Annotated in this window: 16 protein-coding genes; 8 read left to right on the forward strand and 8 right to left on the reverse strand. The window is 47.4% G+C overall.

Translation table 11 applies throughout. The features are described 5' to 3' along the window. The first annotated feature begins 9 nt into the window (after positions 1-9). Positions 10-456, forward strand: coding sequence for an SRPBCC family protein (locus NG796_RS20965; protein WP_261209041.1), 447 nt, complete (start codon positions 10-12; stop codon positions 454-456). 9 nt (positions 457-465) lie between these two features. Here the strand turns inward: NG796_RS20965 and NG796_RS20970 are convergent, their stop codons facing one another. Then, positions 466-3,630, reverse strand: coding sequence for a PAS domain S-box protein (locus NG796_RS20970; RefSeq protein WP_261209042.1), 3,165 nt, complete (start codon positions 3,628-3,630; stop codon positions 466-468). A gap of 292 nt (positions 3,631-3,922) precedes the next feature. Between NG796_RS20970 and NG796_RS20975 the strand changes: the two genes are divergently transcribed. Continuing rightward, a complete protein-coding gene (locus NG796_RS20975) occupies positions 3,923-4,165 on the forward strand; it encodes a hypothetical protein (protein ID WP_261209043.1) in 243 nt (80 codons plus the stop codon). Positions 4,166-4,319: 154 nt separating this feature from the next. Here the strand turns inward: NG796_RS20975 and NG796_RS20980 are convergent, their stop codons facing one another. From NG796_RS20980 to NG796_RS20990, 3 genes are all read right to left on the reverse strand, one after another. Beyond that, positions 4,320-6,170, reverse strand: a complete 1,851-nt coding sequence (locus NG796_RS20980) for a R3H domain-containing nucleic acid-binding protein (protein WP_261209044.1) — start codon at positions 6,168-6,170, stop codon at positions 4,320-4,322. Between the two features lie 89 nt (positions 6,171-6,259). Beyond that, the gene (gene ldpA / locus NG796_RS20985; RefSeq protein ID WP_261209045.1) at positions 6,260-7,483 is read right to left on the reverse strand and encodes a circadian clock protein LdpA; all 1,224 of its coding nucleotides are present in this window, start codon (positions 7,481-7,483) and stop codon (positions 6,260-6,262) included. Positions 7,484-7,692: 209 nt separating this feature from the next. Beyond that, on the reverse strand, positions 7,693-8,238 hold the full coding sequence (locus NG796_RS20990) for a salt stress protein, Slr1339 family (protein WP_261209046.1): 546 nt from the start codon (positions 8,236-8,238) through the stop codon (positions 7,693-7,695). Positions 8,239-8,396: 158 nt separating this feature from the next. Here NG796_RS20990 and NG796_RS20995 point away from each other — a divergent pair, with 158 nt between their 5' ends. Next, positions 8,397-8,936, forward strand: a complete 540-nt coding sequence (locus NG796_RS20995; protein ID WP_261209047.1) for a GUN4 domain-containing protein — start codon at positions 8,397-8,399, stop codon at positions 8,934-8,936. A 103-nt stretch (positions 8,937-9,039) separates the two neighbouring features. Here the strand turns inward: NG796_RS20995 and NG796_RS21000 are convergent, their stop codons facing one another. From NG796_RS21000 to NG796_RS21015, 4 genes are all read right to left on the reverse strand, one after another. Next, positions 9,040-9,642, reverse strand: coding sequence for a vWA domain-containing protein (locus NG796_RS21000; protein ID WP_261209049.1), 603 nt, complete (start codon positions 9,640-9,642; stop codon positions 9,040-9,042). Positions 9,643-9,714: 72 nt separating this feature from the next. Further along, complete coding sequence (locus NG796_RS21005) at positions 9,715-10,320, reverse strand: vWA domain-containing protein (protein ID WP_261209050.1); 606 nt, start codon at positions 10,318-10,320, stop codon at positions 9,715-9,717. Between the two features lie 200 nt (positions 10,321-10,520). Further along, positions 10,521-11,126: a vWA domain-containing protein gene (locus NG796_RS21010; RefSeq protein WP_261209053.1), complete on the reverse strand. Its 606-nt coding sequence runs from the start codon at positions 11,124-11,126 to the stop codon at positions 10,521-10,523. A 197-nt stretch (positions 11,127-11,323) separates the two neighbouring features. Further along, positions 11,324-11,788: an NAD(P)H-quinone oxidoreductase subunit N gene (locus NG796_RS21015; protein WP_261209054.1), complete on the reverse strand. Its 465-nt coding sequence runs from the start codon at positions 11,786-11,788 to the stop codon at positions 11,324-11,326. 800 nt (positions 11,789-12,588) lie between these two features. Here NG796_RS21015 and rplC point away from each other — a divergent pair. The 5 genes from rplC (at position 12,589) to rpsS (ending at position 15,571) form a co-directional block, all read left to right on the forward strand. After that, positions 12,589-13,230, forward strand: coding sequence for a 50S ribosomal protein L3 (gene rplC / locus NG796_RS21020; RefSeq protein WP_261209056.1), 642 nt, complete (start codon positions 12,589-12,591; stop codon positions 13,228-13,230). Between the two features lie 63 nt (positions 13,231-13,293). After that, positions 13,294-13,926 carry a 50S ribosomal protein L4 gene (gene rplD / locus NG796_RS21025; protein WP_261209058.1) on the forward strand — a complete coding sequence of 211 codons (633 nt, stop codon included), beginning with the start codon at positions 13,294-13,296 and terminating at the stop codon, positions 13,924-13,926. Beyond that, complete coding sequence (locus NG796_RS21030; RefSeq protein ID WP_015148972.1) at positions 13,919-14,227, forward strand: 50S ribosomal protein L23; 309 nt, start codon at positions 13,919-13,921, stop codon at positions 14,225-14,227. The genes rplD and NG796_RS21030 overlap by 8 nt, the downstream gene beginning before the upstream one ends. A 109-nt stretch (positions 14,228-14,336) precedes the next feature. After that, on the forward strand, positions 14,337-15,200 hold the full coding sequence (gene rplB, locus NG796_RS21035; RefSeq protein ID WP_261209060.1) for a 50S ribosomal protein L2: 864 nt from the start codon (positions 14,337-14,339) through the stop codon (positions 15,198-15,200). Positions 15,201-15,289: 89 nt separating this feature from the next. Beyond that, positions 15,290-15,571: a 30S ribosomal protein S19 gene (gene rpsS, locus NG796_RS21040; protein ID WP_261200427.1), complete on the forward strand. Its 282-nt coding sequence runs from the start codon at positions 15,290-15,292 to the stop codon at positions 15,569-15,571. Positions 15,572-15,665 lie beyond the last annotated feature (94 nt).

A 15,665-nucleotide genomic window follows, 5' to 3' on the forward strand; every position in this document is an offset into this window, starting at 1 on the left:
ACGTGATTTATGCTACATTTCAAGTATTCTAGTCTCATCAATGCTCCGGTAGAAGTGGTTTGGAACTTTCATGAAAGACCGGATATTTTACAACAGCTAACTCCCCCCTGGCAGCCAGTGGAAATTATCCGTCGGGAAGGGGGTTTAGAAGTGGGGGCAATTTCCGAGTTTAAAATTTTTTTAGGGCCGATTCCTGTACCTTGGCTGGCGCGGCATACAGTCTGTGAACCCTATCAATTGTTTATTGATGAACAAGTAGAAGGACCAATGGAGCAATGGATTCATCGCCATGAATTTATCGCGGAAAATGGTAACACTCGTTTAATTGATGCGATCGATTATGCCATACCGGGTGGGTGGATTCCTGATTTGATGGTAGGTTGGTTTGTAGATGCACGTCTGCGGGATATGTTTCGTTATCGCCATGAAGTGACTCAGCGAGAGTGCAGGCAGTAGTCTTAAAATTTATCGAGTACCTGTTTTGATGGGAATCTTAATCACAAACTCTGTACCCCATCCGGGTTGCGACTGACAGTCTAAAATCCCCCGATGTTTTTCCACAATAATTTGATAGCTAATCGACAATCCCAAGCCAGTGCCTTTACCCACTGGCTTGGTGGTAAAAAATGGGTCAAATAAACGATTTTTTACGGCTTCTGTCAGTCCCGGACCATTGTCTCTAATCTGAATCATCACCCAATTATCCTCGCTGAGTTCAGTATGAATACTAATGGTGGGGGAAGAATTTAAGCTCGAATATTTAGAAGTGGGGAATTGACCCTTTGCACTTTTTCTCCCTACCCCTTTGCCTTCTTCTAATGCATCGATCGCATTGGCGAGAATGTTCATAAATACTTGGTTTAATTGACCGGGATAACACTCAATTAACGGTAATTTTCCATATTCTTTTACAACCTGAATTTCCGGCAATCGATGTTGCAAGATGAGTAAAGTGTTCTCAATGCCTTCATGAATGTCTACTGGCTTTTTCTGGGATTCATCTAACCGAGAAAAATTTCGTAATGATAGAACAATTTGGCGAATGCGTTCGGTTCCCAACTTCATGGAATGGAGGGCTTTAGGTAAATCATCTAAGATAAAGGCTAAATCTAGTTCTTCCAGTAAATCGCGGATTTCGGGAACGGGTTCGGGATAGTAATGCTGATAAAGTTCTATCAGGGGCAGAAGTTCTTTAAAATAATTATAGGCGTGAATGGCATTCCCATGAATGAAGGTAATCGGGTTATTAATTTCATGGGCAATTCCGGCCACCATTTGGCCTAAACTGGACATTTTTTCCGTTTGAATCAGTTGAGTTTGGGTTTCTTTGAGTTGATATAAAGCTTGTTCGAGACGTTGTGCTTGATCCCGCGCTTGTTGTGCAGCGGTGCGAGATTGCGCGTAAAGTTGCGCTTGGTCGATCGCAATGGTGAGGCGATCGCTAATTGAGCGCATTAACACCACTTCGCTCTCATTCCAAGCCCGTTCCCCGCTACAATGAACGCAACTTAATACCCCCACTTGACCCGAATGCGTCTGTAACGGCAGAGAAAGGACCGATTTAAACCCCCAGGTTTGAAAAATCTGCAGCATTGTCCTATCAGGATACGATTCTACCACATCAATGCGAATCGGTTGCAGTTGCAAACATTGAACAGACCAAGATTCACTCACACAATAGAAACCCAAGGTACTCACTATCTCGGGCGATCGCGCTTCTTTCACTGTTTCCCAATTCAGAACTGAGCAATCCTCCTGTTGCAGCAGCGATCGCACTCCTTCTGGCGGCATTCCATTGGGTCGATACCAACTAAAATAACAGAGTTCAATTTGCAACAACTCGCGAATTTCTTGTACCGTGGTTGCTAAAATTATCTCTAAATCCAGAGATTGGCGAATCTGTTCCGTGAGTTGATTTAGCAATGCTTCCCGCAACGCTTTTTCTTGTAACCGTTCTTCCGATCGGCGCAAAGCTGCCTCAGTCTGTTTGCGCTTTGTAATCTCTTCTACGGTTCCCTCATAATAAAGTAACGTTCCTGTCTCATCTCGGACCGCCCGAGCATTTTCGGCAATCCAAATAATTCCGCGATTTTTGCAGTAAACCTGAGACTCAAAATCAGAAATTTTTCCCTGTTGAGAGATCGCTTCAATAAACTCAATCCGACGATTTTTCTCTACATACAGTTGATACTCCACATTCTGGAGTTCCTGCATCAGTTCCTCCGGTGACTCATACCCATAAATACGGGCTAAAGCAGGATTAGCACTGATATATTTCCCCTCCTGAGTCGTCTGAAAAATCCCCATAATCGCATTTTCAAAAATGCTGCGATATTTCTCTTCTGCCAACTCCCGCGATGCTATTTCCCCTTGCAACTTAGTGATCGCCTCCTGTAATTGTCCTGTGCGCTCCTCCACCCGCTGTTCTAACGCTTCATTCGCCGCTTTCAGGGCATCTTGATAGTGCTGACGCTCTGTAATATCCTGAACCAAAGAAGCCACCCCAATTGCCGTCCCCTCCGGGTCAATTAGCGGCGTATTGTACCATTCACAGACAATAATTTCCCCAGATTTAGTAAAATTCTCATTCGTGCTACGCGTTCCCCCAGTTTGTTGTAATAACGCATGAAACACTTGGTCAACTTGCGTTCTGGCACTCTCAGGAACAATCAGTTCCACCGCATGATGCTTCAAGGCTTCATCTTTGGAATAGCCAAATATTTTTTCCGCCGATGGATTCCACTCGATTACCTCAAAATTCAAGTCCCATTCAATTACCGCCAGCGGCGTTTGTTGGAAATGTAACGCTAGTTTTTGTTCCGACTTTCTGAGCGCTTCTTGGGCTATTTTGCGCTCCGTAATTTCAATCAGCAATCCATCCCACAAAATATCCCCATTCTCTTGCTTCTCCGGACGAGAATGACCCTCTATCCACACGACTTTACCCGAGGGAGTGATAAATCGTCCCTCCCAATGCCAAGGTTCTAAGGTTTCAGCAGAAATAGCAATGGAACGGGAATGACTCGCCTGATCGTCGGGGTGAACTAGATTTACTAAAACCTGGACATTCTCTTCAATTAACTCGGCCTCAATTTCAAAAATTTCCCGACATCCTGGACTGACATAAGGCAAAGATACCGATCCATCCGAACGCATCAAAAATTGATAAATAACGCCGGGTAAATTAGCCGCTAACTGCCGAAATTTCCGCTGAGAAAGGGTAAGTTTTTCCTCGGTTTGCTTCTGGGAAGTGATGTCAAATTGCAGAGCAATATATTTGCAGGGAATTCCATCTGGATTCAGAATTGGAGTAATAGTTGTATCGACCCAATAAACTGATCCATCTTTACGTTTGTTTTTAATTTCACCGCGCCACACTTGACCTTGGGAGATTGTTTCCCACAATTGGGTAAAAAATTCTGTCGGGTGCAATCCCGAATCAACAAGGGCCGGGGTGCGAGTGAGACTTTCCTCTCGACTATATCCAGAGATTTCTATAAATTTATCGTTGACATCGGTAATTCGTCCAAGGGCATCGGTTTCCATCACGATCGCTGCATGATTGATCGCCGACTTCCAATTGAATAAATTTTCTTCGCACAGTTGTAAATTAATGGAGCAAGTCGTCATGATTTACCTGGGGTACAACGGGCTTGAGGTTCTGTCTCTATTAAAGCGATTTCATCGGGAAGAGTCATTGATTGTTGCGAACTTTAACACAAGAGACCTTGAGGAAGGTCCCAGAACCCCGCCTGTAAAGGGGCCTCAGCGCGCGATCGGCCCCAAACCCACCGCTTTACAGACAACACCCCTGTACCTGTTCGGTTATTACAACCGGATTCTTTGTCAACCCCCTTGTAACAATTATTTACGATTTGTTACAGTTATTTACATAAGGAAAAGAAACAACAGGACAAAATTCATGAAAACCGACTTTAACTTTCCCGGCAAGTATCTCATGGGTCCCGTCGTCTTCCGACCCAGCTTTAACGAACAATCCGAAGAGATTAACGGCAATCAAGCCTGGTCCTTATTTTTCACCGCAGGACAAGAAGACAAAGCATTAGGATTCAATACAGAGACGGGTAGATTTTTCACAAACCTACTCCTGGCGATCGCCGTCAGTGGGATTGTCTGGGCCTTAAATTTTAACAATATCGGCTAAATGAAACGCCAAAGCCCAGTATCTTCCAAGGTACTGGGCTTTTTGTTGGATTCGGATTCAACAAGACCCTCAAAAATGCCTCCTTGAGAACAGGGGAGGCATTTTTGATGATGAGTCCTGACAACCAGAATTTAGCGGGAGTATCCACAAGGGTTTACGCCGGATAAATCCGCAAACGGCGATTGGGTTCGTCTCCAAAACTGCAAGACTTTAACCGATAATGTTCTACTAACTCATGCTGCATCTTGCGGACTTGACCCCCACGGGGTAACAGTTCCACCGGCTGTCCTTTGGGAATCACAATCTGTTCTACTGCCAGACGTGCTTCTTCCAGGGCCTCGATTTCATCATCGCTACCACTGTGGGCAAACAGAGACACATCAGAAATTTCCGGCGTACTGCCTTCCTCCAAATGCAACATCCGGCGTAAGGAATGAGCAATCTTCGGAACACTACTGGAATTAATCGTGAAAATGGGAACTTGGCGGTTTTTCGACATTTGCCGCAACTTAGAATGGTTTTTAACGTGCGATCGCACCGCCAACACCACATCAGCACTATCAATATCCTTCGTCACCACCACCGGCAGGGCCAGAGTGCGAATCACCTGATCCAACTGATGACGACTGACGCCATAAGGATAGACGTGCAACGGCAAATCTTCCCCATTCGGACCCGCCAAGGGTGAGATTTCCTCAAACCCATAATCTGCCGCAGAAGCAATGCGATCGCTGGGATACAACGACTCATTCAGCATCTGCTCAAAGGACTTTTCCTCCGGCACCGCCTTGGGGCGGCGTCCCAACTCTGGCAAGGTTTGCACGGGTAACGGCTGCATCTTCCCACTAGCGCGCAATCCGGCACTTCCAAAAGGACGGACCGCTGCTGTCGTCTTCGTGCTTGTGGTCGAATTTTGGGGCTGCAACTCATTCGTAACCGTCACTTTCCCACTTTCGCTCACCGTCCGCACTTGGAGATCCGGCTGGCGTCCCCGCAGTAAACTATCCACGGTTTCTGCCACCCGTTCATGAACGACCCAGCGCTTCCGTTCGCTCATTTCCACGGCAATTTCAAAAGTCGGGGGTGCTTTGCGTTCTAAAACCGTTTTCTGAGACCCCCGACGCCGCGCCTCTTCATCACCGAGGGTTACAGACTGAATTCCCCCTACCAAATCGCACAGGGTGGGGTTTTTAATCAAGTTTTCAATCTGGTTACCGTGGGCCGTACCCACCAACTGCACCCCACGTTCGGCAATGGTTCGGGCTGCCAATGCTTCCAATTCGGTACCGATTTCATCAATGACAATCACTTCCGGCATATGGTTTTCCACGGCCTCAATCATCACCTTATGTTGAAATTCCGGGGCCGCCACTTGCATCCGTCGTGCCCGCCCGATCGCCGGATGAGGAATATCCCCATCCCCGGCAATTTCGTTGGAGGTATCGATAATCACCACCCGTTTGTGCAGTTCATCCGCCAACACCCGGGCGATTTCACGCAATGCCGTCGTTTTCCCCACCCCCGGACGGCCTAACATTAAAATGGATTGTCCGCTTTCGACTAAATCGCGGATCATGTGAATCGTGCCGAAGACAGACCGCCCCACCCGGCAAGTTAAGCCGATGATTTCCCCCGTCCGATTGCGAATGGCGCTGATTCGGTGCAGGGTTTGCTCGATACCGGCGCGATTATCTCCGCTAAAATGACCAACTCGCTCGATCGCATATTTGAGGTCCGAACGAGTGACGGGGATATCGCTGATATATTCGGCTTTATTGGGAAAACGCGCTTCGGGAAGCCGTCCCAAATCCATCACCACCTCAACTAAGCTCGAAAGGGAGGAGTGGGTTTCTAAGTGTTCACGAATGGGGTGGGGCAGAATTTCCAGCAACTGGCTGAGATCGTCGGTGATCTGCGTTCTGCCGAGATCAACGTTTTCCACTCCATTCTGCGCTTGGGGTTGGATCGGGTTGTCAATCGGTTGATTTCCCTGGGAATTAACCATATATTCTGGCGTCGATAACTGAGCAGGACAAAAAGGTAAAAACAGAAAATGGAGGAGTCAAACGGTAGAAATCTATTAAGGGTGGTCTATCATGGCAGTGTATTATTTGTATTATTCTGTAATTGTAAGCCAAATTTGATCTCAGAAACAAGGGAAGCAGCTAAATCTACCGCTTCCCAGAGTAAATCCGGGCAGTCTTCTAGGGCATAAGTCCCAGAAAACGTCTCTCCCCACTGTTCTTCCACCCGTTCTAAAATGGGGGATAAAAGGACACGAGCATAGCTGCCGTAGGCGACTCCAGATAGATAGGAGTGGGTTTGATCCTCTTTCGGCTTGACTGAACTCGGGCGCAATAATCCCATTGATTTGAGTTTGGAAACCGTATGCTGATTTGTACCCCCGGCGAGTTGGACGAATCCCGGTAAACCCGCCGCTAAAACTTTTTGACCTAATTTGATGGCGGCGCGAGTGGTTCCGATACCAATATCTCCACTCATCGGACGTCCGTCCGTTTGCCAGATCAGGGCACAGGGGACCGGAGAGATGGCGTGATAAATGGACCAGAGGTAATCAATTAGGTTTTCCCCGTCGGGACAGCTAATGGCAACGACCTTTAGCTGGTTGACTGAGGGGGCGATCGCACTCCACAGACGTTTAAAATCCTCGATTCGACCCACTTGCGTATGAATTTCTACAGCGTTGACGCCTTTAGATAACACCGCTGGGGCGATTGCTGTCGGTGTCGAGACATACGAACGGGTAACAATTTGTCCAATGGGACAAACCGGGAGGCATCGTCCGCATCCATAGCAACGGTCTTCTATGACCCCAGCAGATGGGTGAAACGCCGGTGAATTTTGAGTGGTCTTAAAGGATAAGTCACCGGGTTTGGGTTGAATAGTTAAGGCTGACTGGGGAAAGGCGATCGCTTGCGCTGGACAAATACTTTCGCAAGGTCGAGGACAATCCGGAGGACACTTTTGGGGATTAAATTCTGCTTTTCTAAAATGCGGGTCTTCCCCATCATTTAAACTCACCATGAGTAAGGGTCGAGACACTCCTCGCTTGGCGAAATGATGGCGATCTCCTCGTTTTTGAGCCACTTGTCCGAGGGTAACAGCTTTTTCAATCGCCTCGTTGGCAGCAGCAATCACCGCTGGATCGGCGGCAACATCAATACAGTCCGCACCAGCTAGGCAATAGGCCAAAGTAATATTTCGCACAAACTGCAAATGCTGAAAACTGGCACCGCAGATTAGCTTAAACCAATGGCCTTCAGATAAGGATGTTAACGGGTCATTCAAGTTGCTCACACCTCTATGCTAATGCGAGCGGTTACAAATGGGGATAGCTTACACTAATTTATTTCTAGGGGAATAGTTGGCACGAAGGGGTTCAGGCTGTTCTAGTTGCAGCTTAAGGTTGAGGGCGACTTGGCCTTTATTTCCAGATTTAGGGAAATCTCACTCTTTTGACTCTATATCTAGCGTAGGAATTCCCTGGATCTGCCCGCAAAATGCCTCTATCCCTCCCCCCTTTTCTCGGATGGGGTTGCCTCCAAATAGGCGATCGCCGCCTCCAACTTTGATGAATAATGTTCCGCAAATTGTCCGAACCAAAACCCTTCATCGGAATAGGGATCTAGCTTCTTCAACCACTCCTGTGCTCGCTTGGCTAATCCTTCACGCTGTTTCTGCTTGAGACGTTCTAGCTTTTTCGCCTCTTCCTGGCGTTCTTGTTCTCGTTTGAGTTGTTCCGCCTGTTCTTGCGCCTCCAACTCCTGCTTGACATCTCCAAATAACTGATCTAAAGGTCCACCCAATCCCCGGGACGTGGACTCCAATGCGATCGGCTCAACATTCACAGAAGGCTGCACTCTCGGCGCTTTCGCTTCCGACTCAACTTTCTCTAACAAACTGTCTAAATTATACATCAACTTGGCAGGATTAGCCGGTTGCGAATTCGCGGCGTTGGATGTCGGTTTTGCCGCCACTTGTTCCGGAGATTTTTGCCCGGGATTTTCATTTTCTGCCTTAATTTGTGCTAATAAATTTTCAATTGAATCCATATTTTTGACTTCAGTAGTTACTAACAATCAATGATTTGAGATGCCAGATTGTGCAATCGACCCTAGCCAAATTATGACATTTTTACCCCGCGATAAAAAGACTAAAAATAGATACAATAGTCAAAATTAAGCAACTTTTTCTTAGGGACGCTGCGGGCATGAACTCCAATCAAGAACAAGGACGCAATGACGAGATTTCGCGCCGTACCAGACAGCATGAAGCCTTTGTCGCTAATGTTTTGGCTAAATATAAGACATTAGAGCCATTATTGGCTCAAGGAAGATGGCAGGAAGCTGACTGGGAAACAAGACGGTTAATGCTATCAATTGCCGGTGCCGATCGCCGATCCGATTGTTTGCTTACGGAAACCGATATTCGTAGCTTCCCTTGTACAGATTTGCGTATCCTAGACCGACTGTGGAGGGGTCACAGTCAAGGTCGTTTTGGGTTTAGCGTCATCCACCAGATTTATCAAGATGTTGAGCGGGACTATGCTCAGTTAGCTGATATTGTAGGATGGCGCAACGGCGATCAATGGATCAACTCGGATCAAATCAAGTTTACTCGGACAGCGCCAGTGGGCCATCTTCCCATTACTTGGTTAGTGCCCACGACTTTTTCCGCCTATTGGTTGGCGCGGTTCGCTTCGGCAGGATGGCGATTGCTCCTAGAACGAACGGGAGAATGTAAGTTATAGAGTGCAGCGATCGCCTTAATTCCTTTACCTTTCCGATGTCAATGGGTTGACCAAAACCCTCATTTTCCCCTCTTCAATCGCCAACGCCCTCCCCAAGGACAATCTAATCCCCGATCGCCTTCAGTAACACCTCAGACAATGTGTAATCCTCCATTTCATCAATCGTAATCGTATCGATGATATCAAACTTTGCCCCCACGCCTTCTAACTCATTATCCAAAGCTTTTAAAAAGCGAGTAGCTTGGGCATCATTTCCAACTTGAATCAGAGAAATGGCTAACTCTTCATCCCGTTCCATCTGACGAGTTGCCTCAACAATCACCCGCATCACCGCCTTGCGATCGTCTGGTTCTCCATCAGTAATCACCAAAATCGTTTCACCAGATTTACCCGCGCCTGAAGCTTTCTTTTTAAAATAATGATTTACCGCATCTTGTAAAACCGATGCTAAATCAGTTCTCCCAGAAGGTTCATTTTCTTGGAAAATTTGCGCGACTTTCGCTGAAGTAACATTATCATACCGTTGAAAGCGCCCGGAAAATAGATAAACGGTAATCCCATCCTGATCCAATTGTTCACATTTCGCTGATAAAGCAAAGGTAGATTCTTCCGCAGAAGACCAGCGTGTTTTACCCCCGGTCGCATCAGGAGTCATCATACTCCCGCTTTTATCTACAATCAGCGTATAATCTCGATTTTCCAACATAATTTTCGGTGTTTTAAATTCAACAAGAATAAAATTTCCGCCGTAGCGGCCAGACCAGGTAATGACTACAATTTAATCAATAACTGCCCGTAACAAAACCTCTTTCAAAGGCGTTTCTTCCATATCCTCCATCGTAATCGTATCTACAATATCAAATTTGGCTCCAACGCCTTGCAAATCATCATCTAATGCCTTGAGAAAGCGCATCGCTTGGGCATCATTCCCCACCTGAATCATGGAAATCGCTAATTCTTCATCTCGATCCATCTGGCGGGTGGCTTTAATAATCACTTCCATCACGGCTTTGCGATCGTCGGGTTCTCCATCAGTTACCACAAGAATGGTTTCCCCATTGGGTTTCGTTTGACCGGATGATTTGCGTTGAAAATACTGATTTACCGCATCTTGAAGGACTGCTGCTAAGTTGGTTCGTCCCATCGGCTCATTTTCTTGATAAATCTGATCGACTTTGGCTGCTGTGACGTTATCGTACCGTTGAAATCGGCCAGAAAACAAATAAACGGTAATTCCATCGGGGTCAAATTCTTCACATTTTCGGGCTAAGGCTAGAGTAGACTCCTGAGCCACTTGCCATCGAGTTTTACCCCCCGGTTGATCCGGGATAGACATACTGCCACTTTTATCGATAATTAGAGTATAATCGCGATTGTCTACCATGATATTTTTCGCTTGAATCAATTAAACTGCATCGAATGGACTTGGGCTGAAGAATACATCTCACTTTTGATAACTAAGCCTTAACAACCTTTCAGAAACTAGGCTGATGAAGAACGGCCTCTTCCCACCGTCTCTAAAGTTTGCTAAGTCAGGGGTATTGATCGCCGTGCCGTCTTCCCAGAGGATTAGCTGCTCATCCATTAATCGATGATGGCATTCATCAAAACTTCAGTCAAGGTCATTTCTTCCATGTCATCAATCGTTAAAGTATCCACGATATCAAATTTAGCCCCGGCATTGATTAAATCATCATCTAGGGCTTTCAGAAATTGAGTAGCGGTGCGATCATTGCCAATTTGAATGAAAGAAATTGCTAGTTCTTCATCTTTATCAATTCGGCGAGATGCTTCAATAATTACTTTCATCACCGCTTTGCGATCGTCGGGTTCCCCATCAGTAATGGCTAAAATAGTTTCTCCATTCACTTGGGCTTGACCCGAAGATTTTCGTTTAAAGTAATTATTCAGCGCATCTTGTAAAACCCCAGCTAAGTCGGTGCGACCCGCAGGCTCATTTTCCTGGAAAATCTGCTCAACTTTAGCAGCGGTTACGTTGTCGTAGCGCTTAAACCGGCCTGAAAAAACGTAAATGGTGATGCCATCGGGGTCTAACTCTTCGCATTTTCGGGCTAATGCTAGAGTAGACTCTTGTGCTTCTTGCCATCGGGTTCGTCCCCCGCGTTGGTCTGGGGTGGACATACTGCCACTTTTGTCAATAATCAGTGTATAGTCGCGGTTATCTAGCATCAGAATAGCCCTAAGTCTGTGCAAAACAGATAATTAAGTTGGGAGTGCTGCGATCGGCTTAGTTATCCAAGGCGATCGCTCTCGTCCCCTCCTGTTGATAGCTTAACTCAAAGCCTTCAAAAGGGTGAAATAGCCCAGGATTAAAAAAAAGACGCGATCGCTCGCGTCTTTTAAGACAAGGTGAATGATTCCTGATCTTAGCTGGCGCGAGCCGGAACCAACAGATCCTTCAGGGGATTCCAAGTTACCGTGCGATCGCCACCCACTTCCACCACCACTTTCACCCGGGGTTCAATCTTCGGCAACTCCGTCAAATAGGACAACTCCTGATTAGACAGAACGATTCCATCAATCAACCACACAACCAACCCTTTAGATTTAGGGGGTAACTCCTCCAATTGCGACGTCACGATCGGCGGAATAAAATAAGTTCGGATGTCTTTTTTGCCCAGGTGGGGTGGACGAACCCCATGCACCCCAGTTAAATAGGCCGCTAAATCTCCTAATCCTCGGGCCGATAGGGTAATGTTGATATAACCGGAGGCTCTAACTCGCCGTTGATAGCGACCCTCAAACCCCCCTTCCAAAGGCACATACAGCGCTAAGGACCCATTTTGTTCCAGATCGCGAATGAATTTTTTGCCCGTGATAATCAATGCCATAATGATTCACTCCTAATACTGCATACTGACTGATTAGTGATCCGCTCCTAGAGTATCGAGGATTATGCACCCTTGAAACTTCGCCACGATAGGCGAAATTCGGGCCACACTTTCTCTTTGTACCGCAATCAGGCTTTGCCAAGTATAGTTTAATGCCTAGAAGGGATTAGAATTAGATTCGGTGAGGGGTTGGGCTCTTATAGGTCCCTGATTCAGAACCCTCAGCCCCTGGCTCAGAGATCCTGCAAAAAAAATAAAAATTTTAGGCAATTTTTATTCAATTCGGACTAGACAAGGTATTTAACATCGGCTATAGTATTAAATTGTCGCTAAATTTAAGCCCAAGCTCTCAAATTGGAAACCCAGTGCGGCCCAAAAGCCGATTTTGCGCTATAGTGGTTAGTCCAGACCAACAGAGTGACAACTGCTCCTTAGCGGAAAGTTGAGAAAAGCTAAATTTAGTTGCGATCGCCCCTAGCCAGTCCGCAGTCCGAAACGATGTCTGACCAGCTAAAGCGATCGAGTGCCTCGCAGAGATACTGAGTAAACCATTGCTTAAGTCTGTGCGGTCAAAGGCAACACAAACGAGCAACCGCTCACCCTAACGGACCAACTCATCAAACTAGCCCGAAGGTAGTTAAAGGCTTCCTAGAAAGAAGCCTGACCGTCTCCTGCTGTGCTGTTGGAGGCAACCTTTGGACTGGTTTGGCGTCGAAACCCGATTCGGATCCGAGCTCTTAATTGAACTCATCACGATCCGAGAAACTTGTAGTGCTTAAGTAAGGGGAGACCATAAACCCGTGGCTGTCGGTATTCTGGGCACAAAACTCGGCATGACCCAAGTCTTTGACGAAGAAGGGAGAGCAATTCCCGTCACCGTCGTCCAAGCTGGACCATGCACCGTAACACAGATCAAATCGAAACAGACCGATGGCTACACCGCCATTCAGGTCGGATACGGCGAAACCACCACCAAGGCCATCAATAAGCCAGAACTGGGACATCTCGTCAAATCATCAGCGCCTCCGCTGCGTCACCTGCGTGAATATCGTATTGATGATGTCAGCAGCTTTGAACTGGGACAGCAAATGACCGTAGAAGGATTCACTGCTAACCAGATTGTCGATGTGACCGGCATCAGCATCGGTCGGGGGTTTGCCGGATATCAAAAACGGCATAACTTCAAACGCGGACCCATGTCCCACGGTTCAAAAAACCATCGTGCACCCGGTTCTACAGGTGCAGGGACCACTCCAGGTCGCGTGTATCCAGGGAAGCGTATGGCCGGTCGTTTAGGCGGAACCCAAGTCACAACTCGTCAATTGCAAATTGTGCGAGTGGATGCAGAAAAGAACCTGCTGCTGATTAAGGGAGCGCTTCCGGGAAAACCCGGTGCCCTGCTTAATATTAAGCCAGCCAATTATGTAGGCCGAGCTAAATAGCAGCCCGGCGAGAAAAGAATGAATTCCCCATTCATAAAGCATAGAAAACGGGAATAGAGAGATATGGTTAATTGTGTAGTCAGAAACTGGGAAGGCGAACAAGTTTCCGAAGCGACGATCGATTTGCGAGTAGCCTCTGAAGAGAACGCCTCGCATATCGTTCATAGAGCGGTAACTCGGCAACTAACCCAGGCGCGTCAGGGAACGGCATCGACCAAAACCCGGGCGGAAGTCAGAGGCGGGGGTAGAAAGCCCTGGAGACAAAAAGGAACAGGCCGAGCGCGGGCTGGTTCAATTCGTTCTCCCTTATGGAGAGGCGGCGGCGTCATCTTTGGACCCAAACCCAGAGATTATGAAGTCAAGATGAATCGGAAAGAGCGGAGACTCGCCCTGAGAACCGCGCTCATCAGCCGCAGCCAAGACCTGATCGTCGTCGAGGAATTTGCAGATAAGCTGCCCCGTCCTAAGACCAAAGATCTCCTCAGTGCGATCGCCCGGTGGGGTGTCGAGCCAGACTCGAAAGTATTGTTAATCGTTGACCAACGAGACGACAACGTTTATTTATCAGCACGCAACGTCGAGAACATCAAACTGATTGCCGTCAACCAGTTAAATGTGTACGACCTCGTTGCCGCTGACAAAATCATAACCACAGCAGCAGCACTAGCCAAAGTTCAGGAGGTCTACGGTGGCTGAAGATAATCTCAGAAAGCTGGCCGATTTGGTGCGGACCCCAATCGTCACCGAAAAAGCGACCCTGCTGATGGAGCAGAACAAATACGTCTTTGATGTGGATGCCAAATCCACCAAACCCCAAATCAAAGCGGCGATCGAACACCTCTTTGAGGTTAAGGTAGTCAGCGTCAATACCATGCACAGACCCCCGAAAAAGCGCAGAGTCGGGAAGTTTGTCGGGTATAAGCCTCATTACAAGAGAGCGATCGTGACCTTAGCCGAGGGTGATTCCCTGCAAAACATTTTCTTCCCAGAAGTGTAACGGATGCCCGGTTAGGAGTGGGCGGTATCGCCACCCTCTCCACTCGAACTCCGCCAAGTGCCTCTGGGATTCAATGGCAAATCAAGCAGTGTTACCAAAACTTTAAATTATGGGTATCCGTACTTATCGGCCCTACACACCTGGCACACGCCAGTACAGTGTCTCCGAGTTTGACGAAATCACCCGCGACACTCCCGAAAAATCCCTAACCAAGTCAAAGCACCGGAAAAAAGGACGGAACAATCGCGGGGTAATTACCTGCCGTCATCGTGGGGGCGGACATAAACGCCTCTATCGGCAAATCGACTTTCGTCGGGATAAACATAATATTCCCGCCAAAGTCGCTGAAATCGAATATGACCCCAACCGTAACGCCCGGATCGCCCTCCTCTTCTATCAGGATGGTGAAAAGCGGTACATCCTACACCCCGTAGGATTACAAGTGGGTACTCATATCGTCTCCGGACCTGACTCGCCCATCGAAGTTGGCAACGCCCTCCCCTTGGAAAAAATGCCCTTGGGTACAGTCGTTCATAACGTCGAAATGACCCCCGGTCGTGGAGCGCAAGTCGTGCGGTCAGCCGGTGCAGGGGCTCAGGTGCAAGCCAAAGAAGGGGATTTTGTCACCCTGAAGTTACCCTCTGGTGAAGTTCGGATGTTCCGGAAAGAGTGCTACGCCACTATCGGACAAGTCGGCAACATCGATGTTAGAAACATCAGCCTCGGTAAAGCGGGCCGTAAACGGTGGTCCGGTCGCCGTCCCGAAGTTAGAGGGAGCGTCATGAACCCGGTAGACCACCCACATGGTGGGGGTGAAGGACGAGCACCGATTGGTAGAAGTGGGCCAGTTTCACCTTGGGGTAAACCTGCTTTAGGTGGGAAGACTCGCAAGAAGAAAAAATTAAGTAACGCCTTAATCGTCCGCAAGCGTCGGAAAACCTCCAAGCGCGGCAAGGGCGGTCGGCAGTCTTAATCATCAAGACAAGAGAGTTGAGAATAAACGAATTAAAACTTTATTCTTTAATTCTTCTGGGTTCATTTTTGAGAAACTATCACTGACTTATGAGTCGTTCACTGAAAAAAGGACCTTTTGTAGCCGATCATTTGCTGAGTAAAATCGAAGCATTGAATGCCAAAGGCGACAAACAGGTCATTAAAACTTGGTCACGAGCTTCGACCATCATTCCTGATATGCTCGGTCATACGATCGCCGTCCATAACGGACGTCAGCACGTGCCGGTCTATATCAACGAACAGATGATCGGACATAAATTAGGGGAATTTGCCCCGACTCGGACCTTCCGGGGACACGCCAAAGGCGATAAAAAAAGTCAACGGCGATAAGTAGAGCTGCATCGCTAGTTCGGAGTCTAATGTTAAACGTTCTTTAATAACAACAAAGGACAAACGACAAACGACAAAGGACTTTGGACAACGG

The sequence above is a fragment of the Laspinema sp. D2d genome (assembly GCF_025370755.1).
Lineage (GTDB): Bacteria > Cyanobacteriota > Cyanobacteriia > Cyanobacteriales > Laspinemataceae > Laspinema.

Coding starts and splice junctions, on each gene's coding strand:
- NG796_RS20980 (WP_261209044.1), bottom strand. CDS start 6,170: ATGGTTAATTCCCAGGGAAATCAACCGATTGACAACCCGATCCAACCC.
- rpsS (WP_261200427.1), top strand. CDS start 15,290: ATGAGTCGTTCACTGAAAAAAGGACCTTTTGTAGCCGATCATTTGCTG.
- NG796_RS21010 (WP_261209053.1), bottom strand. CDS start 11,126: ATGCTAGATAACCGCGACTATACACTGATTATTGACAAAAGTGGCAGT.
- NG796_RS20975 (WP_261209043.1), top strand. CDS start 3,923: ATGAAAACCGACTTTAACTTTCCCGGCAAGTATCTCATGGGTCCCGTC.
- rplD (WP_261209058.1), top strand. CDS start 13,294: ATGGTTAATTGTGTAGTCAGAAACTGGGAAGGCGAACAAGTTTCCGAA.
- NG796_RS20990 (WP_261209046.1), bottom strand. CDS start 8,238: ATGGATTCAATTGAAAATTTATTAGCACAAATTAAGGCAGAAAATGAA.
- NG796_RS21000 (WP_261209049.1), bottom strand. CDS start 9,642: ATGTTGGAAAATCGAGATTATACGCTGATTGTAGATAAAAGCGGGAGT.
- NG796_RS20965 (WP_261209041.1), top strand. CDS start 10: ATGCTACATTTCAAGTATTCTAGTCTCATCAATGCTCCGGTAGAAGTG.
- NG796_RS20995 (WP_261209047.1), top strand. CDS start 8,397: ATGAACTCCAATCAAGAACAAGGACGCAATGACGAGATTTCGCGCCGT.
- NG796_RS20970 (WP_261209042.1), bottom strand. CDS start 3,630: ATGACGACTTGCTCCATTAATTTACAACTGTGCGAAGAAAATTTATTC.
- NG796_RS21005 (WP_261209050.1), bottom strand. CDS start 10,320: ATGGTAGACAATCGCGATTATACTCTAATTATCGATAAAAGTGGCAGT.
- rplB (WP_261209060.1), top strand. CDS start 14,337: ATGGGTATCCGTACTTATCGGCCCTACACACCTGGCACACGCCAGTAC.
- NG796_RS21015 (WP_261209054.1), bottom strand. CDS start 11,788: ATGGCATTGATTATCACGGGCAAAAAATTCATTCGCGATCTGGAACAA.